The sequence below is a fragment of the Nocardioides agri genome (assembly GCF_013778305.1).
GTDB classification, from domain to species: domain Bacteria; phylum Actinomycetota; class Actinomycetes; order Propionibacteriales; family Nocardioidaceae; genus Nocardioides; species Nocardioides agri.
Genome location: NZ_JACEIC010000001.1, coordinates 246,369 through 271,778, shown reverse-complemented (window position 1 = coordinate 271,778; position 25,410 = coordinate 246,369). Strand labels below are relative to the sequence as shown.

The following is a 25,410-nucleotide window of genomic DNA, read 5'->3' as shown; positions in this document are numbered from 1 at the left end:
TGCATGACCTCCTCCGCTGACGACGCGCTGGACATCGACGACTTCCTCGCCCAGATGCCCTTCGGGATGGGTGGGCTCAACGACAAGATGGGCATCGAGCTGGTCGAGATCTCGGCCGAGCGCGTGGTCGCCACGATGCCGGTCGAGGGCAACACCCAGCCCTACGGCCTGCTCCACGGGGGCGCCTCGGTCGTGCTCGCCGAGACGCTCGGCTCGGTCGGGTCGGCGATCCACGCCCAGCCCGACAGGCTGTCGGTGGGCATCGAGATCAACGCCACCCATCACCGCTCGGCCACCTCGGGCACCGTCACCGGCACGGCCACGGCCATCCACCTCGGCCGTACGACGGCGACCTACGAGGTCGTCATCACCGACGAGCGCGGCAAGCGGGTGTGCACCTCGCGCATCACCTGTGCGCTGATGCCGCGCGAGCGCTACGCCCCGAGCTAGCCCTGGACGCCCGCCCGCGAGCGCCGCAGCGAGCGGCGGGCGGCGAGCACCTGGGTCACCTGGCGCGGGTTGCCGGTGGTGGCGGGCCGCCGGTGGAGCGACAGCCGGGCGCGGACGGCGTGCGTCGCGGCGACGCGCAGCGTGGCGTAGGGGCCGAGGGCGATCCGCGCCATGAATCGGTTGGCGTCGCGGGACCCGGCGACCGCCGCGGTCGCGACGTGGCCGATGCCGTGCTCCTCGGCCCAGGTCACGGCGGCGTCCATGAGCGCCGTGCCGATGCCGTGCCGGCGGAACGGCGTGAGCACGTGCGGCGAGAGCGCGCGCACGACGGGCTCGAGGTTGATCGCCGACATCGTGGTGCGCTCCAGGTGCACCGCACCGGCGAACTGCCCGTCGTACTCGGCGACGACGATCCGCTGCCGCTCGCACTCCTGGGCAGCCGCGACGACGGCGGCCATGTCGGCGACGACGTCCTCCGGGCCGGTCCTGCGGGCGATGTCCTGCCACAGCTCTGCGAGCAGGGGCGCGTCCTCGAGGGTCGCGCTGCGAAGGGTCACCATCGAACGACTCATCGCGCCATTACCTCAACCGGCCTTTCGCCGTCCTCCGCGTCTCCCTGTCCCCCGAACGCGGCTCCACCGGAAGAGACTACGCTCAGGCACCCCGTCCGGACAGAGGGAGTACCCGAGGAGCGCGTTGATACCCGGAATCGGCACCATCGTGAACGTCGCCACCGTGCTGCTGGGCTGCACGATCGGCGTCCTCCTCGGCAATCGGCTCCCGGTGCGCACCCGCGACCTGGTCACCGACGCCCTCGGCCTCGTGACCCTGCTCATCGCCGGGACCTCGGCCATGGCCGTGCTCGACGACGAGCTCGCCGACCAGGTCGGCGACGCGGCGCCGATGCTGATCGTGCTGGGCTCCCTGCTGATCGGCGGCATCACCGGCTCGGCGCTGCGGCTCGAGGAGCGGGTCGAGGGCGTGGGCGGCTGGCTGCAGACCAAGCTCGAGAGCGACGCGGACTCCGTCGAGCGGCACCGGTTCATCGAGGGCTTCGTCGTCTCCTCGCTCGTCTTCTGCACCGGGCCGCTGACGATCCTCGGCTCGCTCAACGACGGGCTGGGGAACGGCGCCGAGCAGCTGTTCCTCAAGGCGGCGCTCGACGGGTTCGCCGCGATCGCGTTCGCCGCGTCGTTCGGCTGGGGCGTCGCCGCCAGCGCCGTGACGATCGTCGTCATCCAGGGCGGCCTCACGCTGCTCGGCCTCGCCCTCGGCGACGTCCTGCCGGACGCCCACCTCGCCGCGATCACCGCCACCGGCGGCCTGCTCCTGGTCGGCGTCGCGCTCCGCCTGCTCCGGATCCGCGAGATCCCCGTCGCCGACCTGCTGCCCGCGCTGCTGGTCGCACCGATTCTGACCGCGCTCGTAGGCGCGTTCCATTGACGTAACGGTTCGCTAACGACAGGGTGCCGTACGACCCCGCACCTGGTGGCCAGTCCTACGGTGGCAGGGCCCTTGCCCAGCCTTTCGGGAGGCGGGCGCAGTGCATCAACGCGACAGACAGAAAGGTTCACCCCGTGAATCGATCCACAACCGCCACCTGGGTGCGGCTGATGGCGGGCACCGCCGTCCTCAGCTTCGCCCTCACCGCATGCGGCGACGACTCCAACGACTCCGAGCCGCAGGCCGAGGACACCCCCTCTTCCTCGGAGTCGGCTCCGGCCGCGGACTCGTTCACCAACGACGAGTGCGCCGCGAACCAGACCAGCGCCGACACCCTGCGCGTCGGCGGCATCCTGCCGCTCACGGGCAACCTCGCCTTCCTCGGTCCCCCGGAGGTCGCGGGCGTGGGGCTGGCGGTCTCGGACATCAACGCCGCGGGCGTCGAGGGCGTCGCGGCGTGCCACGACATCCAGGACTCCGGTGACTCGACCGACATGTCGGTCTCCACCGCGTCCGCCGGAACGCTGGTCGCCAGCAAGCCGTCGGTCGTCATCGGCGCCGCGTCGTCCAGCGTCTCGCTGAACGTCGTCGACACCTTCGCCGACAACAAGATCGTCGAGGTCTCCCCCGCCAACACCGCGGTCGACCTCTCCGGCTACTCGCCGTGGTACTTCCGCACCGCCCCGCCGGACGGCGTCCAGGGCAACGCGCTCGGCACCCTGATCTCCACGGACGGGTACTCGAAGGTCGGCTTCCTGGTGTTCAACGACACCTACGGCACCGGTCTGCGCAACGCGGTCCAGCAGACCGTCGAGGGTGCCGGCGGCTCCTGCGTCTACGGCTGCAAGGGCGACGGCGACGAGTTCCCGGCCGGCCAGACGACCTTCTCCGCCGAGGTCAGCGGCGTCCTCGCCGCGAAGCCCGACGCGATCGTCGTGCTCGCCTTCGACGAGACCAAGTCGATCGTCCCCGAGCTCAAGGCTCAGGGCTGGGACATGGCCAAGACCTACTTCTCCGACGGCAACACGGCCGACTACAGCGCCGACTTCGCCAAGGGCACCCTCGAGGGCGCCCAGGGCACCATCCCCGGTGCCGACCCGGAGCAGGGCTTCAAGGACCGCCTGAGCGGTTGGTCCGAGCAGGCCACTGGCAAGCCGCTGAAGGACTACGCCTACGGCGCCGAGTCCTACGACGCCACGATCCTCGCCGCGCTCGCCGCGGTGAAGGGCGGGGCGACCGACTCCGAGACGATCCAGAAGAACTACGCGGCCGTCTCGGGCGCCACGGGCGGCGAGGAGTGCACCTCCTTCGCCGACTGCGCGGCGATGATCACCGACGGCAAGGAGATCAAGTACACCGGCCCGTCGGGTATCGGCCCGATCGACGACGAGAACGACCCGTCGTCGGCGTTCGTCGGCATCTACACCTTCAACGCCAGCAACAAGAACGAGCTCACCAGCACCGTGGAGGGCAAGAAGTGATCTGACGATCACCTCTGAGTTCTGCGAGGGGCCCCGGACTTCGGTCCGGGGCCCCTTGTCGTTCCCAGTACATGTTCCCTGCACACGCAGAACGGCCCGCTCCCCGACCGGGGAGCGGGCCGTCCGACGTACGTCGTCGCTGCGGGTGTCAGGCCGGGGCGTCGCCGCTCTTGGACTCGTCGACGTCCTTGGCGAGCGTGCCGAGGTAGAGCTCGATGACCTTCGGGTCGTTGGCGAGCTCGCGGCCGGTGCCGGAGTGCGCGTCGCGGCCCTGGTCGAGCACGTAGCCGCGGTCGCAGATCTGCAGGCAGCGCCGGGCGTTCTGCTCCACCATGACCACGCAGACGCCGGTCTTGTTGATCCGGCGGGTGCGGAGGAAGGTCTCGTCCTGGCGCACGGGCGACAGCCCGGCCGACGGCTCGTCGAGCAGGAGCACCGACGGCTCCATCATCAGCGCCCGGGCCATCGCCAGGGACTGCCGCTCGCCGCCCGAGAGGGCGCCGGCGCTGCGGTCGCGACGCTCGTGCAGGTTGGGGAAGAGGTCCCACATCGCGTCGAGGCGCTCGCGGATCCGCTTGGGGCGCAGGAAGAGCCCCATCCGGAGGTTCTCCTCGATGGTGAGCGAGGGGAACACGTTGTTGGTCTGCGGCACGAAGCCGACGCCCATCTCCACGAGCTGGTTGGTGCGCAGGTTGGTGATGTCGCGGTCGCCCAGCGTCACCGACCCGGAGTGCACCTTCACCAGGCCGAACATCGCCTTGAGGAGGGTCGACTTGCCGGCGCCGTTGGGGCCGATGATGCCGATCATCTCGCCCGGGTAGGCCACCAGGCTGCACCCGTTGAGGATGTTGACCCCGGGGAGGTAGCCGGCGACGACGTCCTTGGCCTCGACGACCGCCCGCTGGCCGGTCGCGACGCCGGTGCCACTCATCTGCTGCTCGCTCACTGCTGCTCCTCCTCGGCCTCGCGCTCCGCCTCGACCTCTCCCTCGATCTGCTCGAACGCCTCGTCACTGAGGAGGGCGTCGTCGCCGAGGTCGGTGTCGTGGTGGGCGCCCAGGTAGGCGTCGATCACGGCCGGGTTCGACATCACGGTGTCCGCGGGGCCTTCGGCCACGAGACGGCCCTCGGCCATCACCGCGACCCAGTCGGAGATGTGGCGGACGACGTGCATGTCGTGCTCGACGAAGAGCACGGTCATGCCCTCGTCGCGGAGGCCCTGGATGTGACCCAGCAGCGACTGCGTCAGCGCCGGGTTCACTCCCGCCATCGGCTCGTCGAGCATGATCATCTTCGGGTCGCTCATCAGCGCGCGTGCCATCTCGAGCAGCTTGCGCTGGCCGCCGGACAGGCTGCCGGCGTAGTCGTCCTTCTTCTCGTAGAGCTTGAAGCGGGCGAGCAGCTCGTCGGCCTTCGCCTCGATCTCCTGCTCCTGCTTGCGCCACGAGCCGCGGAACATCGACTTGAAGAGGTTCTCGCCGGCCTGGTTCTGCGCGCCGAGCATCATGTTCTCGATCACCGTCATGGCGCTCAGCGCCTTGGTGAGCTGGAACGTGCGAACCATGCCGGCCTGCGCGACGCTGGACGCCGAGGTCTTGTCGAGCGTGCGCCCGTCGAAGGCCCAGTGCGCACCCTTGCCGGCGGATGTCGGCCGGTCGAACCCGGTGATCAGGTTGAAGAACGTGGTCTTGCCGGCACCGTTGGGGCCGATCAGCGCGGTGATCAGACCGCGCTGGACCTCGAGGTGCTCGACGTCGACGGCGGTCATGCCGCCGAACTGGCGGGTGATCTTGTCGACGAGCAGGATCGAGTCCGGCTTGCTGCCCCCCGGGGAGGCATCGAAGCCCGAGACGAGCTCGCGCCGGGCCACCGGGTCGGCGAGGTTGCGCGAGGCAACGGTCTGGTCAGACATTGAATCGGAGCTCCCTCTTGTTGCCCAGGATGCCTTGCGGTCGGAAGATCACGATCAGCATCAGCGCCACGCCCACCACGATGTAGGAGAACTGCTCGGTCTGCTGGTTGTTCATGATGCTGTCAGGCACGTACGCCGCGGCGGTGTACTTGATGCCGATGCGGGCCGCGAAGAAGATCACCGCACCCAGGACCGGGCCGAAGATCGTCGCCGCGCCACCGATGAGCAGCGCCGTGTAGCAGAAGAACGTCAGCGAACGACCCATGGAGTCCGGCTGCACGCTGGCCGGCAGCACGTAGACGATGCCGCCCAGCGCGCCGAACAGACCACCGATGATGAGCGCCTGCATCTTGATCGAGAAGACGTTCTTGCCGAGCGAGCGGATCGCGTCCTCGTCCTCGCGGATGCCGCGCAGGAGGCGGCCCCACGGGCTGCGGACCAGGAGGTAGACGACGAAGGTGCACAGCAGCACCAGGCCCCAGGCCACGAAGCGGACCCACCAGCCGTTGACGCCGGTGCGCTGGTTGGGCACCGGGAAGAGGAAGAACAGCAGGAACACGCCGGCCACCAGCAGCAGGCCCATCAGCGCTGCCTGGGCGATGCCGTTGAAGGCGCCACCCCGGCGCAGCCGCAAGACGAGCACGACCACGATCGCGATCGCGATGGCCCAGCCGAGCACCCGCACCCACGCCGCGCCGTCGGCGACATCGGTGTAGTTGAAGGGGATCAGCGTGAAGGAGCCGCTGCCGAAGAACGAGAGGCCGGTGAACGACGAGCGGTACTGGCTGCCGGGGATGCCCTGCGCGGAGCCGGTGAAGTCCGTCAGGAGCGCTGAGCGTCCGACGTACCTGATGATCTCGGCGGCCGAGATCGTCACGATCGCGAGGTAGTCACCGCGCAGCTTCAGGGTCGGTGCGCCCAGGATCAGCGCGAAGATCAGCGCGGCGCCGAAGCCGAAGAGCAGGCCCACCACCATCGGCAGGTCGTGCCAGATGGAGATCGCGAACCCGTAGGCGCCGAGCAGCATGAAGCCCGACTGGCCCATGTTGAGCAGGCCGGTGAAGCCGAAGTGGATGTTGAGACCGATGACGGCGATCGCGACGGCTGCGGTCTGGGGAGACAGCGCCTCGCGCATCATGCCGTTGAGGATGAGCTGGATGGTGTCCATGGTCGTCAGTCCCTCCCTTACCCGACCCGCTGCGGCTTGCCGAGCAGACCCTGGGGCCGCACGAGCAGGAGCAGGATCAGGATGAGCAGCGCCGTGGCGTACTTGAAGTCACCGGGCATCCCCAGCACCGGCGAGATCTCGACGACGAGGCCGATGATCAGCGCGCCGAGCAACGCACCGAACGCGGTGCCGAGGCCGCCGAGCGTCACCGCTGCGAAGAGCAGCAGCAGGATCTGGAGGCCGGTGTCCCACTTGATGCCGTTGGTGACCAGGGCGTAGAGCAGACCGGAGAGGCCCGCCAGGGCCATCGCGACCGTCCACACGAGCCGGATCACCTTGTCGGTGTCGATGCCGGAGGCCGCCGCGAGTGCCGGGTTGTCCGAGACGGCGCGGGTGGCCCGACCGATCCGGGTCCGCAGCAGCGCGTAGCCGACCGCGGCGAGCACGACCACCGAGATCGCCATCGCGACGATCGACTGGTTGGTGATGGTGATCGGGCCGAAGGTGGAGACCTCGGGGTTATCCTGGACGACGCGGACCGTGCGCGCACCCACGAAGTACTGGTAGCAGTACTGCAGGGCCAGCGACAGGCCGATCGTCACGATCATGAGCTGGGTGAGGCCGAGTCCGCGCCGACGCAGCGGCTGCCACAGCACCCGGTCCTGGAACCAGCCGGTGAACGCGCAGATCACGACCACGAGGATGCCGCCGACGATCAGGCTCAGGCCGCCCCGGTTGATCAGGTAGTAGCCGAGGATGCCGCCCAGCGTGACCTGCTCGGCGTGGGCGAAGTTCGAGAGGCCGGTCGTGCCGTAGATCAGCGAGAGACCGACGGACGCCAGCGCCAGCAGGAGGCCGAGCCGCAGGCCGTTGACGGTGCTCTGGACCAGCTCGTCGAACTTGCTCGACTCAGCGCTGTACGAGCCGGTGCGGACGTCGAGCGTGGCCGCCTGGGTCGCTCCGAGGCGTCCGACGTTGATCGTGACCTCGGGGTGGTCGGTCACGACGTCGTCCGGGAGGCTGTCCTCGTCGATCTTGACGACGTAGGCGCCCGGCTCGGTGACCTGGACGTTCCACTTGCCGGTCTCGCCGGTGGTGACCTCCTCGGAGAAGCCACCGGGTCCGGTGATCGTCAGCGTCACGTCGGGGACGACGTCGGCCTCGGTGCGCAGCGTGCCGGCGATGCAGGCCGTCTTGTCGGCCTCCGCCAGGCACAGCGTGTCCACGGCGTTGGCCGCTCCCGAGGAAATCAGCGCGATCAGCGGTGTGAGCAGCAGCGCGAGGACGAGTCCCGCTACCCCCCTGACCACCGCCCGTTCGCGGACAGCGTGTCGAGACTTCAACTCGGTCCTCCCAATTCCAGAACCCGGCCGGGTTCGCAGGGCAGTCTAGGGTCAAAGGATGTGGTCCGCGCCACTCACCCCGCGACGCCACGCGGGTCGCGCGGAGCCTTTACCGAAGCGTGACGTGCGCGTGACGTTCCGGAGGGGACCTCCGCGCTCAGCCGGCGATGCCGGGGCCGTGGGCGATGACGCCGTCGGCGACCTGGCGCATCGAGAGCCGGAGGTCCATCGCGGTCTTCTGGATCCAGCGGAACGCGTCGGGCTCGCTCAGCCCCAGCTGCTCCTGCAGCACGCTCTTGGCGCGCTCGACGGCCTTGCGCGTCTCGAGCCGCTCGGTGAGGTCGGCGACCTCGGCCTCGAGCATCGAGAGCTCCGCGAAGCGGCTCACCGCCATCTCGATCGCAGGCACCAGGTCGGTCTGGCTGAACGGCTTGACGAGGTAGGCCATCGCGCCGGCGTCGCGGGCGCGCTCGACCAGGTCACGCTGGGAGAAGGCCGTCAGGATGACGACCGGGGCGATCCGGTCGCGGGCGATGCGCTCGGCCGCGGCGATGCCGTCGAGGACCGGCATCTTGACGTCGAGGATGACCAGGTCCGGCCGCAGCTGCTCGGTGAGGTCGATCGCGGTCTGCCCGTCGCCGGCCTGGCCGACGACCTCGTAGCCCTCCTCGGCCAACATCTCGGCGAGGTCCATCCGGATGAGGACCTCGTCCTCGGCGATCACGACGCGGCGCGCGGCGCTCGTCGAGGTCGGGGTGGCGGTCGGCTCGGTCACGGGGAGAAGGCTAACCGGCCCGCCCCCTGCGGACGGGAACCGGCCGTCAGGCCGGACGTCGTACGCCGAGCGGGGCCGGCGCCGGGGCGTGGGCCCGGAGGAAGAGGTCGACCTCTTCGCGCTCCACCCGGCGGCGGCTCAGCGCCGTCGACGCCTCGCGGGCGTTGACCACCGCCCGCTCCTGGCTGCGGCGGGCCCAGCCGTCGATCTGCGCACCGATCCCCATGACGATCTCCCTGCTGTCCGAGCCCGCGCTACTCCGTCTCGGCCAAACTGTAGTATCTCGATCGACTTTAGCCAAGAGGGGTCGGCGGCGCGGGGTCGGCTAAGGTTCTGGCGCTGTCGGCCCCGGTATCCCAACGGCAGAGGAAGCGGTCTCAAACACCGTCCAGTGTGGGTTCGAATCCCACCCGGGGCACCACTCAGCGGGCGGCGCGCTTGTACGCCGGAGCCACCTCGTTGATGGCGTCGCCCATCCGGTGGATGCGCAGCGCGTTGGTGGAGCCGGGGATGCCCGGGGGCGCGCCGGCGATGATGACGACGAGGTCGCCCTCCTTGACGCGGCCGATCTGGAGCAGCTGCTCGTCGACCTGGCGGACCATCTCGTCGGTGTGCTCCACCGTCGCGGTCAGGAAGGTCTCGACGCCCCAGCTCAGGGCGAGCTGGGAGCGCACGGCCGCGACGGGCGTGAACGCGAGGATGGGGATCGGGCCGCGCAGCCGCGACATCCGCTTCGCGGAGTCGCCGGACTGGGTGAACGCGACGACGTACTTGGCGCCGACCCGCTCGGCCACCTCCTCGGCGGCCTTGGCGATCACGCCGCTCTTGGTGTGCGGGTCCCAGTCGATCTCGGCGACCCGGACGCGGTCGACGGCCTGGAGCGCGTGCTCCTCGGTGGCCTCGACGATGCGGGCCATGGTCTCGACCGTGTGCACGGGGTACTCCCCCACGCTGGTCTCGCCGGAGAGCATGACCGCGTCGGCGCCGTCGAGCACGGCGTTGGCGACGTCGGAGGCCTCGGCGCGGGTGGGCGCGGGGTTGTGGATCATCGACTCGAGCATCTGGGTCGCGACGATGACGGGCTTGGCGTTGAGGCGGGCCTTCTCGACGATCCGCTTCTGCAGGAACGGCACGTCCTCGAGCGGGCACTCCACGCCGAGGTCGCCGCGGGCGACCATGAAGCCGTCGAAGGCCGCGATGATGTCGTCGAGGTTGTCGATGGCCTGCGGCTTCTCGATCTTGGCGATGATCGGGAGGTGGACACCCTCCTCGTCCATGATCCGGCGGACGTCGTCCGCGTCCTTGCCGTCACGCACGAAGCTCAGCGCGATGTAGTCGACGGTGAGGTGCAGCGCGAAGCGCAGGTCCTCGATGTCCTTCTCCGACAGCGCCGGCACGGACACCGCGACCCCGGGCAGGTTGATGCCCTTGTGGTTGCTGACCGGACCGCCGACCAGCACCTCGGTGTGCACGTCGGTGCCCTCGACCTTGGTGACCCGCAGCCGGATCTTGCCGTCGTCGATGAGCAGCGGGTCGCCGATGTTCACGTCGCCGGGCAGGCCCTTGTACGTCGTGCCGCAGATCGTGTCGTCGCCCTCGACGTCGCGGGTGGTGATCACCCACTCCTGGCCACGACGCAGCGTGACCGGGCCGTCGGCGAAGGTCTCGAGACGGATCTTGGGGCCCTGCAGGTCGGCGAGGATGGCGACCCCGTGACCGCTCGCGTCGGAGGCCTCACGGACCATCCGGTAGCGCTCGGCGTGGTCCTCGTGGTCTCCGTGGCTCATGTTCAGCCGGGCGACGTCCATGCCGGCATACACCAGCTCTCGGACGCGTCGGGGCGAGTCCACCGCGGGACCCAGGGTGCAGACGATCTTGGCTCTACGCACGTACCTCACCCTACCCCGACTTTTAACTCGGAAAGACCAAACTCCCCGTGCATCTGCTGTGAAATCGCTCAGACGACGAGAGGACGCTCGGTCGGCTTGATGGGCGCGGGCAGCGTCGTCGAGCCGGTCAGGAAGCGGTCGACCGCCGAGGCGGCGGCCCGTCCCTCCGCGATCGCCCACACGATCAGCGACTGGCCGCGGCCGGCGTCGCCGGCGACGAACACGCCCGGCACCGAGGACTCGTACGACGCGTCGCGCTTGACGTTGCCGCGCTCGTCGAGGTCCACGCCGAGCTGCTCGACGAGGCCCGGCTTCTCGGGACCGAGGAAGCCCATCGCGAAGAGCACCAGGTCGGCCGGGATCTCCCGCTCGGTGCCCTCGACCTCGGTGAGCTTGCCGCCCTCGAAGACGACGTCGACCAGCCGCAGCGCCCGCACGTTGCCGTGCTCGTCGCCGAGGAACTCCTGGGTCGAGACGCCGTAGATGCGGTCGCCGGCCTCCTCGTGGGCCGAGGAGACCCGGAAGATCATCGGGTACGTCGGCCACGGCTGCCCGGCCGGACGCGACTCCGGCGGCTCCGGCAGGATCTCGAGCTGCGTGATCGAGGCGGCGCCCTGGCGGGTCGAGGTGCCGAGGCAGTCGGCACCGGTGTCGCCGCCGCCGATGATGACGACGTGCTTGCCGGTGGCCACGATCTGATCGGCCACCTCCTCGCCCAGCGCGACCCGGTTGGCCTGCGGCAGGAACTCCATCGCCTGGTGGATGCCCGCGAGCTCGCGACCCGGCACCGGCAGGTCGCGGGCCTCGGTCGCGCCCATCGCGAGCACGACGGCGTCGTACCGCTCCCGGAGCCGGTCGGCGGTCAGCTGCTCGCCGCCCACGTCGACGCCGGCGCGGAAGACGGTGCCCTCGCGGCGCATCTGCTCCAGACGCTTGTCGAGGTGCTTCTTCTCCATCTTGAACTCGGGGATGCCGTAGCGCAGCAGCCCGCCGATCTTGTCGGCGCGCTCGTAGACCGCGACCGTGTGGCCGGCGCGGGTGAGCTGCTGGGCGGCGGCGAGACCCGCCGGCCCGGAGCCGACCACGGCGACCGTGCGGCCCGAGAGCCACTCCGGCGGCTGGGGCCGGACCAGGCCGGACTCCCACGCCTTGTCGATGATCGAGACCTCGACGTTCTTGATCGTCACCGGGTCCTGGTTGATGCCCAGGACGCAGGCGGTCTCGCACGGGGCCGGGCAGAGGCGACCGGTGAACTCCGGGAAGTTGTTGGTCGCGTGCAGGCGCTCGATAGCGCCCTCCCAGTCGTCGCGCCAGACCAGGTCGTTCCACTCGGGGATGATGTTGCCCAGCGGGCAGCCCTGGTGGCAGAACGGGATGCCGCAGTCCATGCAGCGCCCGGCCTGGGTGGTGATGATCGGGAGCAGGGCCCGCCCGGCGCTGCCGGGGTAGACCTCGTTCCAGTCGTTGACTCGCTCCTCGACAGGACGCCGGGTCGCGACCTCGCGACCGTCCTTGAGGAATCCGCGGGGGTCAGCCATGGAGGGCCTCCATCATGGCGTGGGCAGTCTCGTTCTCGTCGAGGCCGTCGGCTTCCGCCTTGGCCTTCGCCTCGAGCGACTTGCGGTAGTCGGTGGGCATGACCTGGGTGAACCGCGCCAGTGCGGCCCCCCAGTCGGCGAGCAGCTCCTCGGCGACCGTCGAGCCGGTCTCCTCGAGGTGCGTGCGGACCAGCTCCTGGAGCTCCTCGGCCGCCTCGCCGGCGACCGGCCCGAGCTCGACGAGCTCGGTGTTGACCCGCTGCTCCTTCAGGTCGAGGACCCAGGCGACGCCGCCCGACATGCCGGCGGCGAAGTTGCGGCCGGTCTTGCCGAGCACGACCACACGGCCGCCGGTCATGTACTCGCAGCCGTGGTCGCCCACGCCCTCGGTCACGGCGCGGACGCCGGAGTTGCGGACGCAGAACCGCTCGCCCACGCCGCCGCGGATGAAGATCTCACCCGAGGTGGCGCCGTAGGCGATCACGTTGCCGGCGATGATCTGCTCGTTGGCCCGGAACGTCGCGGCGCGGTCCGGCCGGACCACGATCCGCCCGCCGGAGAGCCCCTTGCCGACGTAGTCGTTGGCGTCGCCCTCGAGGCGGAGCGTGATGCCCCGCGGCACGAACGCGCCGAACGACTGGCCGGCCGACCCGGTGAAGGTCAGGTCGATCGTGCCCTCGGGGAGCCCCTCACCGCCGTACTTCTTGGTGACCTCGTGCCCGAGGATCGTGCCGACGGTGCGGTTGACGTTGCGGATCTTGACCTGGGCGCGCACCGGCTCGCGGCTCTCGATCGCCGGCCGGGCCAGCGGGACGAGCTCGGTGAGGTCGAGCGACTTCTCCAGCGCGTGGTCCTGCGACTTGGTGCGGTAGAGCGTCTGGTCCGGGAACGCCGTCAGGTCCGGCTGGTGCAGGATCGGCGTGAGGTCGAGACCCGCCGCCTTCCAGTGGTCGACCGCCTCGGCCACGTCGAGGCTGCCGACCTGGCCGATCGCCTCGTCGAGGCTGCGGAAGCCCAGCTCGGCGAGCAGCTCGCGCACCTCCTCCGCGATGAACTCGAAGAAGTTCACGACGTACTCGGCCTTGCCGGAGTAGCGCTCCCGGAGCACGGGGTTCTGGGTCGCGACGCCGACGGGGCAGGTGTCGAGGTGGCAGACCCGCATCATGATGCAGCCGGAGACCACCAGCGGCGCCGACGCGAAGCCGAACTCCTCGGCGCCGAGCAGCGCCGCGACGACGACGTCGCGGCCGGTCTTGAGCTGCCCGTCGGTCTGCACCACGATCCGGTCGCGCAGGCCGTTGAGCAGCAGCGTCTGCTGGGTCTCGGCCAGGCCGAGCTCCCACGGGCCGCCGGCGTGCTTGAGCGAGGTCAGCGGCGCCGCGCCGGTGCCGCCGTCGTGGCCGGAGATCAGGACCACGTCGGCGTGCGCCTTCGAGACCCCCGCCGCGACCGTGCCGACGCCGACCTCGGAGACCAGCTTCACGTGGACGCGGGCCTGCGGGTTGGCGTTCTTGAGGTCGTGGATCAGCTGCGCCAGGTCCTCGATCGAGTAGATGTCGTGGTGCGGCGGCGGGCTGATCAGGCCGACACCCGGCGTCGAGTGCCGGGTCTTGGCCACCCACGGGTAGACCTTGTTGCCGGGCAGCTGGCCGCCCTCGCCGGGCTTCGCGCCCTGCGCCATCTTGATCTGGATGTCGTCGGCGTTGGTGAGGTACTCCGAGGTGACCCCGAAGCGGCCCGAGGCGACCTGCTTGATCGAGCTGCGCCGCTCGGGGTCGTAGAGACGGTCGGGGTCCTCGCCGCCCTCACCGGTGTTGGACTTCGCGCCCAGCCGGTTCATCGCGATCGCGAGGGTCTCGTGCGCCTCCTTGGAGATGGAGCCGTAGGACATCGCGCCGGTCGAGAACCGCTTGACGATCTCGGACACCGGCTCGACCTCGTCGATCGGGACCGGCTGGCGGCCGGTCCCCTCCGCGTCCTTGAACCGGAAGAGGCCGCGCAGCGTCATCAGCCGCTCGGACTGCTCGTCGACCCGCGAGGTGTACTGCTTGAAGATGTCGTAGCGACCGGTGCGGGTGGAGTGCTGCAGCCGGAACACCGTCTCGGGGTCGAACAGGTGCGGCTCGCCCTCGCGGCGCCACTGGTACTCCCCGCCGATCTCGAGCTCGCGGTGCGCGGGCGCGATGCCACCGCGCGGGTACGCCGAGGCGTGCCGGCGCGCGACCTCCTCGGCGATCGCGTCGAGCTCGACGCCGCCGAGCTTGGACGTGGTGCCGGTGAAGTACTTGTCGACGACCGCCTGGGAGAGCCCGACCGCCTCGAAGATCTGGGCACCCGTGTAGGACGCGACGGTGGAGACGCCCATCTTGGACATCACCTTGAGGACGCCCTTGCCGAGCGCCTTGACGAGGTTCTTGACCGCCGTCTCGCCGTCGACCGCGACGTAGTAGCCCTCGCGGGCGAGGTCCTCGACGGACTCCATCGCCAGGTAGGGGTTGACCGCGGCCGCGCCGTAACCGACGAGCAGGGCGACGTGGTGCACCTCGCGGACGTCGCCGGCCTCGACCAGCAGCCCGACCTGGGTGCGGGTCTTCTCGCGCACGAGGTGGTGGTGCACGGCGCCGGTCAGGAGCAGCGACGGGATCGGGGCCTGGTCGGCCGTCGAGTGGCGGTCGGACAGCACGATGATCCGGGCGCCGTCGGCGATCGCCGCGGACACCTCCTGGCAGATCTCGTCGATCCGCTCGGCCATCGCCGCTCCCCCGCCGTCGACGGGGTAGAGGCCCCGGGAGACGTGGGTGATGAACCCCGGCATGTCGCCGTCGCGGTTGATGTGCCGGATCTTGGCCAGGTCGTCGTTGGAGATGACCGGGAACGGCAGCTGGACCATGCGGCAGGACGCCGGCGCCGGCTCGAGGAGGTTGGCCTCGGGGCCGATGGTGCCGGCCAGCGAGGTCACGAGCTCCTCGCGGATCGCGTCGAGCGGCGGGTTGGTGACCTGGGCGAACAGCTGGCTGAAGTAGTCGAAGAGCAGCCGGGGCTTCTCGCTGAGCGCCGCGATCGGCGTGTCGGTGCCCATCGAGCCGAGCGGCTCGGCGCCGCCGTTGGCCATCGGCGTGAGGATGATCCGCAGCTCCTCCTCGGTGTAGCCGAAGACCTGCTGGCGGCGGGTGACCGACGCGTGCGTGTGCACGATGTGCTCACGGTCGGGCACGTCGTCGAGGTGGATCAGGCCGGCGTGCAGCCACTCGTCGTAGGGGTGCTCCGCCGCGAGCTCGGACTTGACCTCCTCGTCCTCGATGATCCGGTGCTCGTCGGTGTCGACGAGGAACATCCGGCCCGGCTGCAGCCGGCCCTTGCGGACCACGGTCGCCGGGTCGATGTCGAGCACGCCGACCTCGGAGGCCAGCACGACGAGGCCGTCGTCGGTGACCCAGTAGCGCGAGGGGCGCAGGCCGTTGCGGTCGAGCACCGCGCCGATCTGCGAGCCGTCGGTGAACACGACGCAGGCCGGGCCGTCCCACGGCTCCATCAGCGCGGAGTGGAACTTGTAGAAGGCACGCCGCTTGGCGTCCATCTCGCCGTGGTTCTCCCACGCCTCCGGGATCATCATCAGCACGGAGTGCGGCAGCGAGCGGCCGCCCATGTGCAGCAGCTCGAGCACCTCGTCGAACGACGCGGAGTCGGAGGCACCGGGGGTGCAGATCGGGTAGAGCCGCTCCAGGTCGCCGGGGATGACGTCGGAGGCGAGCAGCGCCTCGCGGGCACGCATCCAGTTGCGGTTGCCCATCACGGTGTTGATCTCGCCGTTGTGGGCGATGAACCGGAAGGGGTGGGCCAGCGGCCAGCTCGGGAACGTGTTCGTCGAGAACCGCGAGTGCACGACCGCCAGCGCGGAGGTGACCCGCTCGTCGAGCAGGTCGGGGAAGAACTTGTCGAGCTGGTCGGTCGTGAGCATGCCCTTGTAGATCAGGGTGCGCGACGACAGCGACGGGAAGTAGACGTCGGCCTCGTGCTCGGCGCGCTTGCGCAGGCAGAACGCGAGCCGCTCCAGCGCCATCCCGGTGACCCGGGACCCGGCGCCGGCGACGAAGAGCTGGGCGAACGACGGCATCACGCCGAGCGCCATGCCACCCAGCTCGGCCGGGTCGGTCGGCACGTCGCGCCAGCCGAGGACCGTCAGGCCCTCCTCGGCGGCGATCTCCTCGATCCGGGCCTTGGCCTTGCCGGCCTGCTCGGCGTCCGCCGGCAGGAACGCCGTGCCGACGGCGTACCCGTGCTGCGGGGGCAGCTCGAAGCCGGCCTCCCGGGTGACCGCGCGCAGGAAGGCGTCGGGGACCTGGAGCAGGATGCCGGCGCCGTCGCCGGTGTTCTGCTCGGCGCCCGCGGCTCCGCGGTGGTCGAGGTTGCGGAGGGCGGTGATGCCCTTCTTCACGATGTCGTGACTGGCCACACCAGTCAGGGTCGCGACGAAGGCCACGCCACACGCGTCGTGCTCGTGGCGAGGGTCGTAGAGCCCTTGGGGCGGCGGGAATGCGTGCGAGAACGGCACCGGGCATTCTCCCGTCGTCTCAGCGCCGCTCGGCCCCACGACATTGTCGGGCCGGCGCAGGCGGATCAGCTGTGCAGGCAGGGGACGACATTGGCCCTAGCGGAGGGAACAGGCTAACACCTACGCGCCGGTCTCCGTCGCGTCTGTTTCGGCGGCGGACACGTCCTCGGGTGTGGTGTTGTACACGCGCTCCTCCCGGCCGGGCTGCATCCTCGCGCTGACCACGAACCAGACGAGCGCACCGACGAACAGGACGATCGAGGTCCAGACGTTGAAGCGGAGCCCGCCGACGTCGGAGAGCTCCACGCTGTCGATGCGCAGCATCTCGATCCAGCCCCGACCCAGCGTGTAGATCATGATGTAGAGGGCGACCACGCGGCCGTGGCCGAGCCGGAACCGGCGGTCGGCCCACACGAGCACCGCGAACCCGGCCAGGCACCACAGGCTCTCGTAGAGGAACGTCGGGTGGAACGTCGCCTGGTCGGCGTACCCGAGCGGGCGGTGCTCGGGGTCGATCTCGAGCCCCCAGGGCAGGTCGGTCGGCTTGCCGAAGAGCTCCTGGTTGAACCAGTTGCCCCAGCGCCCGATCGCCTGCGCGACCAGCACGCCGGGAGCGAGCGCGTCGAGCACCGGGAGGAGCCTGATGCCCTTGCGCTTGGCGCCGATGACCGCACCCACGGCGCCGAGACCGATCGCTCCCCAGACGCCGAGGCCGCCGCGCCACACGTAGAGCGCCTCGATCGGGTGCTCCCCCGCTCCGAAGTAGAGCTGGCTGTCGGTGAGCACGTGGTAGAGCCGGCCGCCGACGAGGCCGAAGGGCACCGCCCAGATCGCGATGTCCTGGACGTCCCCGGGCGTGCCGCCGCGGGCCACCCAGCGACGCTCGCCGATCCAGATGGCCGCGACGATGCCGAGGATGATCGCGAGCGCGTAGCCCCGGATCGGCAGCGGCCCGAGGGACCAGGTCCCGGCCGAGGGGCTGGGGATCGAGAGTGCGGTCAGCAGCATGGGCCCTCTGTCATCGGGTCAGTCGTTGAGCAGCGTGTGGATGTCGGCGGCGAAGTCGGCGGACGAGGTGTCCTCGCCCCAGTAGATCGTGCCCTGGTCGTCGGCGTCGATCCCGGTGATCGTCGTGCCGTGGGTGACGTCGTAGCCGCCCGACGGGAGCTTCTCGCCCTGGGTGATGCCGACGCCGAGCGGCTTCGCGACGTCGACGATGGTGTCCAGGTCGCCGGTCAGGCCGACGAACTCCGGGTCGAGGTGGTCGAGGTACTCCTTGATCGCCGGGCCGGTGTCCCGGGCCGGGTCGGTCGTCACGTAGACGACGTCGACACGCTCGCGGTCACGCTCGTCGAGCCGGGTCATCGCGGTGGCCAGGCTCGCCATCACGGTCTGGCAGATGTCCGGGCAGTGGATGTAGCCGAAGAAGACCAACGTGAGGTCCTTGTCGGTGTCCTCGGTGAGCGAGTACGGCGCGCCGTCGGTGTCGACCAGCGGCGTCGAGGACACCTCGAACGGCGGGTCGAGCTCGGTGCCGGACAGCTCGCCGCCGGCGCTGTCGTCACCGCCGCAGGCGGTGAGCGTCAGGAGCAGGGCGGCGACGGTGGCGGCCGCCCTACGCACGCCGGACACCCTGGGCGAGCTCCTCGGTCAGCGCCGCCAGCGCGGGCAATCCGTCGGGCAGCGCCCGGACGAACGCCGAGCCGACGATCACGCCGTCGGCGTACGCCGACAGGGCGGCCGCCTGGGCACCGGTGCTCACGCCGACGCCGACGCCGACGGGGAGCTGGGTGGTGGCCTTCGTCCGGGCGATCAGGGGAGCCACCCCCTCCGCGGTCGCCTGCGTGGTGCCGGTCACGCCCATGATGCCGGTGGCGTAGACGAAGCCCCGGCAGCTGCTGGTCGTCATCGCGATCCGCTCGTCGGTGCTCGACGGGGCGACCAGGAACACCTTGTCGAGGTCGTGGGCGTCGGCGGCGGCGATCCAGTCCTGGGCGACGTCGGGCGTGATGTCGGGAGTGATCAGCCCCGCCCCGCCGGCGTCGTGCAGCTGCTGCGCGAAGCGCTCGACACCACGCCTCTCCACGGGGTTCCAGCTCGTCATCACCAGCGTGGGGGTGCCGGTCGCGGCGACGGCCTCCACCACCCGGAAGACGTCGTCGAGGCGGAAGCCGGCGTCGAGGGCCTGCTGGACCGCCGACTGGATGATCGGGCCGTCCATGATCGGATCGCTGTAGGGCAGGCCGACCTCGATCACGTCGCACCCGGCCGCGACCATCGCCGTGAGGGCCTGGATCGATCCCTCGACGTCGGGGAAGCCGGCCGGCAGGTAGCCGACCAGCGCGGCGCGGCCCTCCGCCTTCGCCGTCGCGAAGGCGGTGCTGGTGGTGCTCACGAACCGGTCTCCTCGTCGGGGCTGCCGAGCTTGAAGTACTCGAGCGCCGTGCCCATGTCCTTGTCGCCGCGACCGGAGAGGTTGACCAGGATGGTCTGCCCCGGGCGCTCCTCCGCGAGCCGCAGCGCTCCGGCGAGGGCGTGCGCGGACTCGATCGCCGGGATGATCCCCTCGGTGCGGGCCAGCAGCGCCATCGCGTCCATCGCCTCCGCGTCGGTGACCGGGAGGTACGTCGCGCGCTGCACGTCCGCGAGGTGCGCGTGCTGCGGCCCGACGCCGGGATAGTCGAGGCCGGCCGAGATCGAGTGGGACTCCGTGGTCTGGCCGTCCTCGTCCTGGAGCACGAACGTGCGGGCGCCGTGCAGCACCCCGCGCTCGCCGGCGTGGATGGTGGCGGCGTGCCGGCCGGTGTCGTAGCCCTCTCCCCCGGCCTCGAAGCCGTAGATGTCCACGGCCTCGTCGTCGAGGAACGCGGTGAACAGCCCGATCGCGTTGGAGCCACCGCCGACGCAGGCCGCGATGGCGTCGGGCACGACGCCGTACTGCTCGAGGCACTGGGCGCGCGCCTCGTCGCCGATGCCGCGGCAGAACTCGCGGACCATGCTCGGGAAGGGGTGCGGCCCGGCGGCCGTGCCGAAGAGGTACGCCGTGTGGTCGACGCTCGCGACCCAGTCGCGGAGCGCCTCGTTGATGGCGTCCTTGAGCGTCGCGCTGCCGGAGTCGACCGCGACGACCTTGGCGCCGAGGAGGTTCATCCGGGCGACGTTGAGCGCTTGGCGCTTGGTGTCGACCGAGCCCATGTAGACCGTGCAGTCGAGCCCGAAGTACGCCGCGGCGGTGGCGCTCGCGACACCGTGCTGACCGGCGCCGGTCTCCGCGATCACCCGCGACTTGCCCATCCGCTTGGTGAGCAGCGCCTGGCCGAGCACGTTGCGGATCTTGTGCGCGCCGGTGTGGTTCAGGTCCTCGCGCTTGAGCAGGATGCGGGCGCCGGCCCGCTGGCTGAGCCGCTCGGCGTGGTAGAGCGGGCTGGGCACGCCGGCGTACTCGCGCAGGATCTGCTCGAAGTCGGCGACGAACCTCGGGTCGGCCATCGCCTCCTGCCAGGCGACCGTGAGCTCGTCCAGCGCGGCGACCAGGGCCTCGGGCATGAACCGCCCGCCGAAGTCACCGAACCACCCCCGCTCGTCGGCCCCAAAGCTGGACGATGCCGTGGTCATGCCTCAACTCCTGTCATCGCTGCGACGGCGGCCTCGGGGTCGCCGTCCTTGACCAGTGCCTCACCGACGAGCACCGCGCGGGCCCCCTCGGAGACGAACCGCTTCACGTCGGCGGGCCCGAAGATCCCGCTCTCGGCGACCAGCACCCGGTCGTCTGGGACCAGCGGCGCCAGCCGGCCGAACGTGTCGGCGTGGATCTCCAGTGTCTTGAGGTTGCGCGCGTTGACGCCGACGAGCTCGGCTCCGAGCGCCACCGCGCGCTCGGTCTCGGCCTCGTCGTGCACCTCGACCAGCACGGTCAGGCCCAGCTCGCGGGCCTCGTCGTGCAGGCGGCGCAGCGCGTCGTCGTCGAGCGCGGCGACGATCAGCAGCGCGAGGTCGGCGCCAGCGGCCCGGGCCTCGACCAGCTGGTAGCTGGTGACGATGAAGTCCTTGCGCAGGACCGGGGTGTCGACCGCGGCGCGGACGGCGCGCAGGTCGTCGAGGCTGCCGCCGAAGCGGCGCTGCTCGGTGAGCACGCTGATCGCGGCGGCCCCGCCGGCGGCGTACCGCTGCGCCAGCTGCGCGGGGTCGGGGATGTCGGCGAGGTCGCCCTTGCTGGGGCTGCGCCGCTTCACCTCGGCGATCACGCTCGAGCCGGGCGCGCGGAAGTGCGGCATCGGGTCGCGCGGCGGGTCGACGTCGGCGAGGGCAGCACGCAGGTCGGCCAGGCTCGTCACGGCCTCCCGCTCGGCGAGGTCGGCACGTACGCCGGCCACGATCTCGTCGAGCACGGACATGTCCCCAGTGTTTCACGCGGAGTGAGGCGGCCGTCGCTGGGTAGTGTCCGCTGGACAGAGCCGGCAGACGGACCGGCCGACGAAGGAGACACCGTGAGCTACTCCGACCCGCCTCCCCCGCCGCCGCAGTACGGCGCGCCGCAGCCGCCGTACGGCGGAATGCCCCCCGCCAACCACCCGCGCGCGACCCTGATCCTGGTGCTCGGCATCCTGAGCATCGTGTGCTGCGGACTCTTCACCGGCATCCCGGCCATCATCATGGGCCGGTCGGCGCTCAGCGAGATCGACGCGAACCCCACCCAGTTCGGTGGCCGCGGCCAGGTCAACGCCGGCTACATCTGCGGCATCATCGGCACCGCGCTGTCGGTGGTCGGCATCCTGATCAACATCCTGGTCTACGCCACCTGACCGGTCAGGGGGCGAGCCAGGCCCCTGCCGGCAGGTTGCGCAGCACGGTGAAGGCCGCAGCGACGACGCCGAGCCCGATGAGCACTGCTCGGGCTCGGGGTCCGTCGATGCTTCGGGTCCGCCCGCGCCAGCGGTCGGCCGCCCAGAGCGCGAGCAGCGCCACGAGCGCGGGCATCAGGACGACGAGCAGCAGGTTGCTCGATGCGGCCGCGCCGACGTCGCCGTGGGTGAGGTCGTTGACCGCCCGCAGGCCGCCGCACCCGGGGCAGTAGACGCCGAGGGCCGCGCTCGGGCACAGCCCCCACGACGCGTGCTGGTGCGGGTCGCGCAGGTGCAGGGCGAGGGTGAGGGCGGCCAGGCCGCCGATCACGAGCGCCGGCGTACGCACCCGCTCCCACCGCGAGGCGGTGGGAGCCGCACTGGCAGTGGCTGGACTACTCGTGGAAACCAAGCTTCGCCATCACCAGGAACAGCACGAACGAGCCCACGCCAAGCGCGACGCCGACCCAGAAGACGACCCAGTTGACCGGCTCCAGCATCAGGCCGACCGCTCCCACGACGAAGCCGAGCATGGCGACCGAGACGGCCGTCCAGGCAGCGGGGGTGTTGCCGTGGTTTGCAGACATGCGGGGGCTCCTCGAGCACTCGATCGGATGACGCTGGCGGCATTCTATGCGGTGGGGTCGCGGCCCTCGTCCAGCGCCTTCCAGAGGTCGAGGCTGCTCTGCTCCTCGGTCGGCGCGGCCGCCGGTGCGGTCGGCGCCGTCGGTGCGTCGTAGCGGCTGCCCATCTCCGGCCACTGCGGCGCCCAGCGCACGGCGAGCACGCCAGCGACGACGGCGAGCGCGGCGCCGGCCACCGCCAGCCAGTACCACGCGGTGTGGTGGAGGTCGGGGTCGGTGATGCCGATCTGGGCGAGCTCGGCGCGCAGGTCGTCGGTCACTTGGGGGTAGGCCGCCAGTGTCGCCACGAGCGCGCCGGCGGCCGCCACGGTGCCGAGTGCGGCGACGCCCCGCCGTACCTTGCCGCGGGTCACGAGCAGCACGCCCCAGCAGGCGAGCGCCACCAGCCCCAGAGCGGTCACGAGCGGCAGGTCGCCCTTGAACGTCAGCGCGAGCCCGCTGTTGGCCGTGCGCGCGCTGCCCTCGCCGTCGACGACCTGCTGGCTGCCGGCGATCGCCGTCAGGCCGCCGGCCGCGAGGCCGAGCAGGACGACCGGGCCGAACGTCCGTCGCCTGCTCTTCTGCTGTTCAGCCATCGTCGCCGCTCAGCAGGGCCGCGTCGAAGCAGGTGCGGTCGCCGGTGTGGCACGCGACGCCGACCTGGTCGACCTTGACGAGCAGGGTGTCGCCGTCGCAGTCGAGGCGCACCTCCTTGACGTGCTGGTGGTGGCCCGACGTCTCGCCCTTGACCCAGTACTCCCCGCGCGAGCGGCTCCAGTACGTCGCCCGGCCCGTGGCCAGCGTGCGGGCCAGCGCCTCGTCGTCCATCCAGCCGAGCATCAGCACCTCACCGGTGTCGTGCTGCTGGACCACCGCAGGCACCAGCCCCTCGGCGGTGCGCTTCAGCTTCTCGGCGATGGCGGGGTCGAGCGTGGTCACGGGTCTAGTATCCCAGGGCCCCTGCACACTGGGTGCCATGGCGACGATCAACGTCCTGGGCTACCCCAGCAGCGCTGCCGCCTACTGCGTGGGTGTCGAGCAGGCACCGACGGCGCTGCGCGAGGCCGGCCTGGTCGGCGCGCTCCACGCCGCGGGACACGAGGTGAAGGACGCCGGCGACCTCGCCGTACGCCGCTGGCGGCCCGACCGCGAACGTCCGTACGCTCAGAACCTCGACGACGAGATCGCTGGCCTCCGGGAGCTCGCTGACGCGGCACACGCCCTGATGGCGCCGGACGAGCTGCTCCTCGTCCTCGGCGGCAGCTGCACGGTCGCCCTCGGGACCTGCGCCGCGGCCGCCCGGGCCGGCACCGACGCCCAGCTCGTCTACGTCGACCGGCACCTCGACCTCAACACGCCCATCTCGACCACCGAGGGCTCGCTCAGCTGGATGGGGATGGCGCACGCCCTGGACCTCGACGGGGCGGCTCCCGAGCTGGTCGGGGCCGTTGGCCCGCGCCCCCTGCTGCGCCCCGGCCGTCTCAGCTACCTGGGCGTGGACCTGGCGGCGACCACCGCGTGGGAGCGCGACCGTGCGCGCGAGCTCGACCTCACCGTCGTGACACAGGCGGCGCTGGTGGCCGACCCGCCGGCCGCCGCGGCCACCGCCCGCGCGGGTCTGGCCGCCGAACCGTTCCTCGTGCACGTCGACGTGGACGTGCTGGACTTCCTGGACGCACCGCTCGCGGAGAACGTGAACGGCCGCAACAGCGGGCCGACCGTCTCCCAGCTCGGCCGGGCACTGGCCGAGCTCTGGCGCGACCCGCACTGCCTCGGGCTGTCGGTCGGGCAGCTGGTCCCGGCGCACGCCGCGTCCGATCCCAGGTCGCTGGGGCGCCTGATCGAAGCCCTGGTCCCGCCCGTCGACCGCTGACCTCTGACCTATGGCGGTGCCGTGGTCTGGGGTCGCCGTTGGTGACGCGGGGACGGGATACGTGGTTGCGGTCGCTTGGCTCGTGCGCCGCTGGGGCCCGGGCGCTGTGGTCGCCGCCAGAAAGAACACGACGGACATGACTGTGGCCCCACCCGCGGTGCGGGTGGGGTGCTGGTCAGCGGGTTCGTCGTCTGGTGAGGGTGCGGTCGACGTCGTAGACGTCGCCCGACGGGCTGGTCCACTCGAAGCTGGTGCGGGTGAGGCGTCGGTAGGTCCAGTGGCCGTGGGTCTTCATCCGGTGGTGCAGCCGGCACAGCGGCGCCAAGTTCCAGGAGGTCGTTTGGCCGCCCGCGTCGAAGGGTTCGATGTGGTCGAGGTCGCAGCCGCGGGCGGACCGGGCGCAGTGCGCGAACACGCAGGTCGGGTTGGTCAGGACCGCCTGCTCCCGCTGCAGCACGGTCGGCGTGTAGGCGTCGGTGGTCAGCTCGGCGTCCAGGTCGAGCACCGGGCGGATGGTGACGCGGGTGGCGAGGTGGCGGCACCAGTCGGTGAGCTGCTCGGTGGTGGTGTGGCCGAGCTTCTCGACGTCGACGATGCCGTGGCCCTCGGCCGGGGTGTGGTGGGCATAGACCACGACCTCCGCGACACCAGCACTCCCGGCGGCGAGGTGGCCGAGCGCCAGGGCACGGCGCTGATCCAGCGTGAGCTCGGGGTGCTCGGCCAGCAGGTGATGGGAGCCGGCCTGGAGCGCCTGCTCCAGGGCCAGGGCGACCGGGTAGTCCAGCAGCCCGTCGACCGGCACCCGGCCGTTGTTGAGGTGCGCATCGCCCAACCGGACCTGGAAGAACTCGGTCGCGGCGGCGTCCAGGCGGTCGAGCTCGGCCTTCTCGTCCTCGGTCTGGGCGCACGCGGTCTCCACGGCCCGCTCGATCTGCGCGAACGAGCACCTCTCCAGCACCGGCGCCAGGTGCCGATCCACGTAGGCGGCGCCGGTCATCGGGAGGCGGTGGGTCTGCTCGGTCAGCCGGCGGACCTTCCACACCGGCACCTCACCAGCCATCACCCGCGCCCAGACCCGAGGCAGCCGGTGCCGGCACTCCAGCGCCGCACCGATCAGGTTCCGTCCCGCGGCCGTGGAGATGCCGATCGCGGCCGCGAACTCGGCGACCGCGAACTCCGACATGCCCGGCGCGCCCTCCCCGGCCAGGGTGACGGGCTGGTCGCCGTACATCTCCACCACGCCTGTGTCGGTCACCACCGGGTCGGTGACCGACGCGGGGTGCATCGCCGCCCAGGTGGCGGCCAGCTCGAACTTCCGCGCCGCCGCCAGCACCTCCGCGTGAGCGGCGTCGCGGGCAGCCGCCAGCACCGGATCAGCGAGTGCAGTGGTGGGGCGTCGGGCCATACCCCAGTCTACATCTATTCGATCATATGTTCTAGATCTGAGTACGGCCCTTCTTTAACCGGTTGCTGCCGCCGCACCCCCGCCTCGCTGCCTGTCGGTCGGCGCCACAGCGAACCCG

At 71.0% G+C, this 25,410-nt stretch carries 25 protein-coding genes and 1 tRNA gene; 6 read left to right on the top strand and 20 right to left on the bottom strand.

Translation table 11 applies throughout. The features are described 5' to 3' along the window. Positions 1-3: 3 nt before the first annotated feature. Entirely contained in the window at positions 4-450 is a 447-nt protein-coding gene (locus tag HZF07_RS01515) for a PaaI family thioesterase (protein WP_157346439.1), read from the top strand. Here the strand turns inward: HZF07_RS01515 and HZF07_RS01510 are convergent. After that, complete coding sequence (locus tag HZF07_RS01510; protein ID WP_157346437.1) at positions 447-1,010, bottom strand: GNAT family N-acetyltransferase; 564 nt, start codon at positions 1,008-1,010, stop codon at positions 447-449. The genes HZF07_RS01515 and HZF07_RS01510 overlap by 4 nt on opposite strands. Positions 1,011-1,170: 160 nt before the next feature. Between HZF07_RS01510 and HZF07_RS01505 the strand changes: the two genes are divergently transcribed. Further along, complete coding sequence (locus tag HZF07_RS01505; protein ID WP_309504228.1) at positions 1,171-1,893, top strand: DUF554 domain-containing protein; 723 nt, start codon at positions 1,171-1,173, stop codon at positions 1,891-1,893. Positions 1,894-2,027: 134 nt separating this feature from the next. After that, positions 2,028-3,374, top strand: a complete 1,347-nt coding sequence (locus HZF07_RS01500; RefSeq protein ID WP_198346517.1) for an ABC transporter substrate-binding protein — start codon at positions 2,028-2,030, stop codon at positions 3,372-3,374. Positions 3,375-3,522: 148 nt separating this feature from the next. Here the strand turns inward: HZF07_RS01500 and HZF07_RS01495 are convergent, their stop codons facing one another. The 6 genes from HZF07_RS01495 to HZF07_RS01470 form a co-directional block, all read right to left on the bottom strand. Then, positions 3,523-4,320 (bottom strand): ABC transporter ATP-binding protein, encoded by a 798-nt coding sequence (locus HZF07_RS01495; RefSeq protein ID WP_309504226.1) that lies wholly within the window; start codon positions 4,318-4,320, stop codon positions 3,523-3,525. Next, positions 4,317-5,285 carry an ABC transporter ATP-binding protein gene (locus tag HZF07_RS01490; RefSeq protein WP_157346433.1) on the bottom strand — a complete coding sequence of 323 codons (969 nt, stop codon included), beginning with the start codon at positions 5,283-5,285 and terminating at the stop codon, positions 4,317-4,319. Before HZF07_RS01490 ends, HZF07_RS01495 begins: the two co-directional genes overlap by 4 nt. Further along, positions 5,278-6,453, bottom strand: coding sequence for a branched-chain amino acid ABC transporter permease (locus HZF07_RS01485; protein WP_157346431.1), 1,176 nt, complete (start codon positions 6,451-6,453; stop codon positions 5,278-5,280). The genes HZF07_RS01490 and HZF07_RS01485 overlap by 8 nt, the downstream gene beginning before the upstream one ends. 17 nt (positions 6,454-6,470) lie before the next feature. Beyond that, the gene (locus HZF07_RS01480; RefSeq protein ID WP_198346516.1) at positions 6,471-7,763 is read right to left on the bottom strand and encodes a branched-chain amino acid ABC transporter permease; all 1,293 of its coding nucleotides are present in this window, start codon (positions 7,761-7,763) and stop codon (positions 6,471-6,473) included. Between the two features lie 190 nt (positions 7,764-7,953). Next, positions 7,954-8,571 carry an ANTAR domain-containing response regulator gene (locus tag HZF07_RS01475; RefSeq protein WP_181644633.1) on the bottom strand — a complete coding sequence of 206 codons (618 nt, stop codon included), beginning with the start codon at positions 8,569-8,571 and terminating at the stop codon, positions 7,954-7,956. A gap of 46 nt (positions 8,572-8,617) precedes the next feature. Continuing rightward, the gene (locus tag HZF07_RS01470; RefSeq protein WP_157346429.1) at positions 8,618-8,797 is read right to left on the bottom strand and encodes a hypothetical protein; all 180 of its coding nucleotides are present in this window, start codon (positions 8,795-8,797) and stop codon (positions 8,618-8,620) included. Positions 8,798-8,916: 119 nt separating this feature from the next. Here HZF07_RS01470 and HZF07_RS01465 point away from each other — a divergent pair. Beyond that, positions 8,917-8,992, top strand: a tRNA-Leu gene (locus tag HZF07_RS01465). Between the two features lies 1 nt (position 8,993). On the opposite strand, the gene pyk is transcribed toward HZF07_RS01465, so the two are convergent. The 8 genes from pyk to trpC all read right to left on the bottom strand — a co-directional run bounded on the left by pyk (position 8,994) and on the right by trpC (position 20,944). Beyond that, positions 8,994-10,460 (bottom strand): pyruvate kinase, encoded by a 1,467-nt coding sequence (gene pyk, locus HZF07_RS01460; protein ID WP_181644632.1) that lies wholly within the window; start codon positions 10,458-10,460, stop codon positions 8,994-8,996. A 68-nt stretch (positions 10,461-10,528) separates the two neighbouring features. Next, positions 10,529-11,998: a glutamate synthase subunit beta gene (locus tag HZF07_RS01455; RefSeq protein WP_157346427.1), complete on the bottom strand. Its 1,470-nt coding sequence runs from the start codon at positions 11,996-11,998 to the stop codon at positions 10,529-10,531. Then, positions 11,991-16,550 carry a glutamate synthase large subunit gene (gltB, locus tag HZF07_RS01450; RefSeq protein WP_181644631.1) on the bottom strand — a complete coding sequence of 1,520 codons (4,560 nt, stop codon included), beginning with the start codon at positions 16,548-16,550 and terminating at the stop codon, positions 11,991-11,993. The genes HZF07_RS01455 and gltB overlap by 8 nt, the downstream gene beginning before the upstream one ends. A gap of 120 nt (positions 16,551-16,670) precedes the next feature. After that, positions 16,671-17,558, bottom strand: a complete 888-nt coding sequence (gene lgt, locus HZF07_RS01445; RefSeq protein WP_157346425.1) for a prolipoprotein diacylglyceryl transferase — start codon at positions 17,556-17,558, stop codon at positions 16,671-16,673. Positions 17,559-17,576: 18 nt separating this feature from the next. Further along, a complete protein-coding gene (locus HZF07_RS01440; RefSeq protein ID WP_309504223.1) occupies positions 17,577-18,173 on the bottom strand; it encodes an SCO family protein in 597 nt (198 codons plus the stop codon). Further along, positions 18,166-18,945: a tryptophan synthase subunit alpha gene (gene trpA / locus HZF07_RS01435; RefSeq protein ID WP_181644629.1), complete on the bottom strand. Its 780-nt coding sequence runs from the start codon at positions 18,943-18,945 to the stop codon at positions 18,166-18,168. Before trpA ends, HZF07_RS01440 begins: the two co-directional genes overlap by 8 nt. Next, the gene (gene trpB, locus HZF07_RS01430; RefSeq protein WP_157346423.1) at positions 18,942-20,165 is read right to left on the bottom strand and encodes a tryptophan synthase subunit beta; all 1,224 of its coding nucleotides are present in this window, start codon (positions 20,163-20,165) and stop codon (positions 18,942-18,944) included. The genes trpA and trpB overlap by 4 nt, the downstream gene beginning before the upstream one ends. After that, entirely contained in the window at positions 20,162-20,944 is a 783-nt protein-coding gene (gene trpC / locus HZF07_RS01425; protein ID WP_157346421.1) for an indole-3-glycerol phosphate synthase TrpC, read from the bottom strand. Before trpC ends, trpB begins: the two co-directional genes overlap by 4 nt. A 93-nt stretch (positions 20,945-21,037) precedes the next feature. On the opposite strand from trpC, the gene HZF07_RS01420 reads away from it, so the two are divergent. Further along, positions 21,038-21,352 (top strand): DUF4190 domain-containing protein, encoded by a 315-nt coding sequence (locus HZF07_RS01420; protein WP_309504221.1) that lies wholly within the window; start codon positions 21,038-21,040, stop codon positions 21,350-21,352. 4 nt (positions 21,353-21,356) lie between these two features. Here the strand turns inward: HZF07_RS01420 and HZF07_RS01415 are convergent, their stop codons facing one another. From HZF07_RS01415 to hisI, 4 genes are read right to left on the bottom strand one after another with little or no spacing between them, the layout of a single operon-like run. Continuing rightward, positions 21,357-21,740 carry a DUF2752 domain-containing protein gene (locus HZF07_RS01415; RefSeq protein ID WP_181644628.1) on the bottom strand — a complete coding sequence of 128 codons (384 nt, stop codon included), beginning with the start codon at positions 21,738-21,740 and terminating at the stop codon, positions 21,357-21,359. A 46-nt stretch (positions 21,741-21,786) separates the two neighbouring features. Further along, positions 21,787-21,978, bottom strand: a complete 192-nt coding sequence (locus HZF07_RS01410) for an HGxxPAAW family protein (RefSeq protein ID WP_157346417.1) — start codon at positions 21,976-21,978, stop codon at positions 21,787-21,789. A gap of 44 nt (positions 21,979-22,022) precedes the next feature. Next, positions 22,023-22,610, bottom strand: a complete 588-nt coding sequence (locus HZF07_RS01405) for a Trp biosynthesis-associated membrane protein (RefSeq protein ID WP_157346416.1) — start codon at positions 22,608-22,610, stop codon at positions 22,023-22,025. Beyond that, complete coding sequence (gene hisI / locus HZF07_RS01400; protein WP_309504219.1) at positions 22,603-22,953, bottom strand: phosphoribosyl-AMP cyclohydrolase; 351 nt, start codon at positions 22,951-22,953, stop codon at positions 22,603-22,605. Before hisI ends, HZF07_RS01405 begins: the two co-directional genes overlap by 8 nt. Positions 22,954-22,990: 37 nt before the next feature. Here hisI and HZF07_RS01395 point away from each other — a divergent pair, with 37 nt between their 5' ends. Continuing rightward, entirely contained in the window at positions 22,991-23,887 is an 897-nt protein-coding gene (locus tag HZF07_RS01395; RefSeq protein ID WP_157346412.1) for an arginase family protein, read from the top strand. Between the two features lie 175 nt (positions 23,888-24,062). Here HZF07_RS01395 and HZF07_RS01390 read toward each other — a convergent pair whose 3' ends face one another. Beyond that, positions 24,063-25,292, bottom strand: coding sequence for an HNH endonuclease signature motif containing protein (locus HZF07_RS01390; RefSeq protein ID WP_157346410.1), 1,230 nt, complete (start codon positions 25,290-25,292; stop codon positions 24,063-24,065). Positions 25,293-25,410 lie beyond the last annotated feature (118 nt).

Coding starts and splice junctions, on each gene's coding strand:
- HZF07_RS01515 (WP_157346439.1), top strand. CDS start 4: ATGACCTCCTCCGCTGACGACGCGCTGGACATCGACGACTTCCTCGCC.
- HZF07_RS01510 (WP_157346437.1), bottom strand. CDS start 1,010: ATGGTGACCCTTCGCAGCGCGACCCTCGAGGACGCGCCCCTGCTCGCA.
- HZF07_RS01490 (WP_157346433.1), bottom strand. CDS start 5,285: ATGTCTGACCAGACCGTTGCCTCGCGCAACCTCGCCGACCCGGTGGCC.
- HZF07_RS01485 (WP_157346431.1), bottom strand. CDS start 6,453: ATGGACACCATCCAGCTCATCCTCAACGGCATGATGCGCGAGGCGCTG.
- HZF07_RS01470 (WP_157346429.1), bottom strand. CDS start 8,797: ATGGGGATCGGTGCGCAGATCGACGGCTGGGCCCGCCGCAGCCAGGAG.
- HZF07_RS01455 (WP_157346427.1), bottom strand. CDS start 11,998: ATGGCTGACCCCCGCGGATTCCTCAAGGACGGTCGCGAGGTCGCGACC.
- lgt (WP_157346425.1), bottom strand. CDS start 17,558: ATGCTGCTGACCGCACTCTCGATCCCCAGCCCCTCGGCCGGGACCTGG.
- trpB (WP_157346423.1), bottom strand. CDS start 20,165: ATGACCACGGCATCGTCCAGCTTTGGGGCCGACGAGCGGGGGTGGTTC.
- trpC (WP_157346421.1), bottom strand. CDS start 20,944: ATGTCCGTGCTCGACGAGATCGTGGCCGGCGTACGTGCCGACCTCGCC.
- HZF07_RS01410 (WP_157346417.1), bottom strand. CDS start 21,978: ATGTCTGCAAACCACGGCAACACCCCCGCTGCCTGGACGGCCGTCTCG.
- HZF07_RS01405 (WP_157346416.1), bottom strand. CDS start 22,610: ATGGCTGAACAGCAGAAGAGCAGGCGACGGACGTTCGGCCCGGTCGTC.
- HZF07_RS01395 (WP_157346412.1), top strand. CDS start 22,991: ATGGCGACGATCAACGTCCTGGGCTACCCCAGCAGCGCTGCCGCCTAC.
- HZF07_RS01390 (WP_157346410.1), bottom strand. CDS start 25,292: ATGGCCCGACGCCCCACCACTGCACTCGCTGATCCGGTGCTGGCGGCT.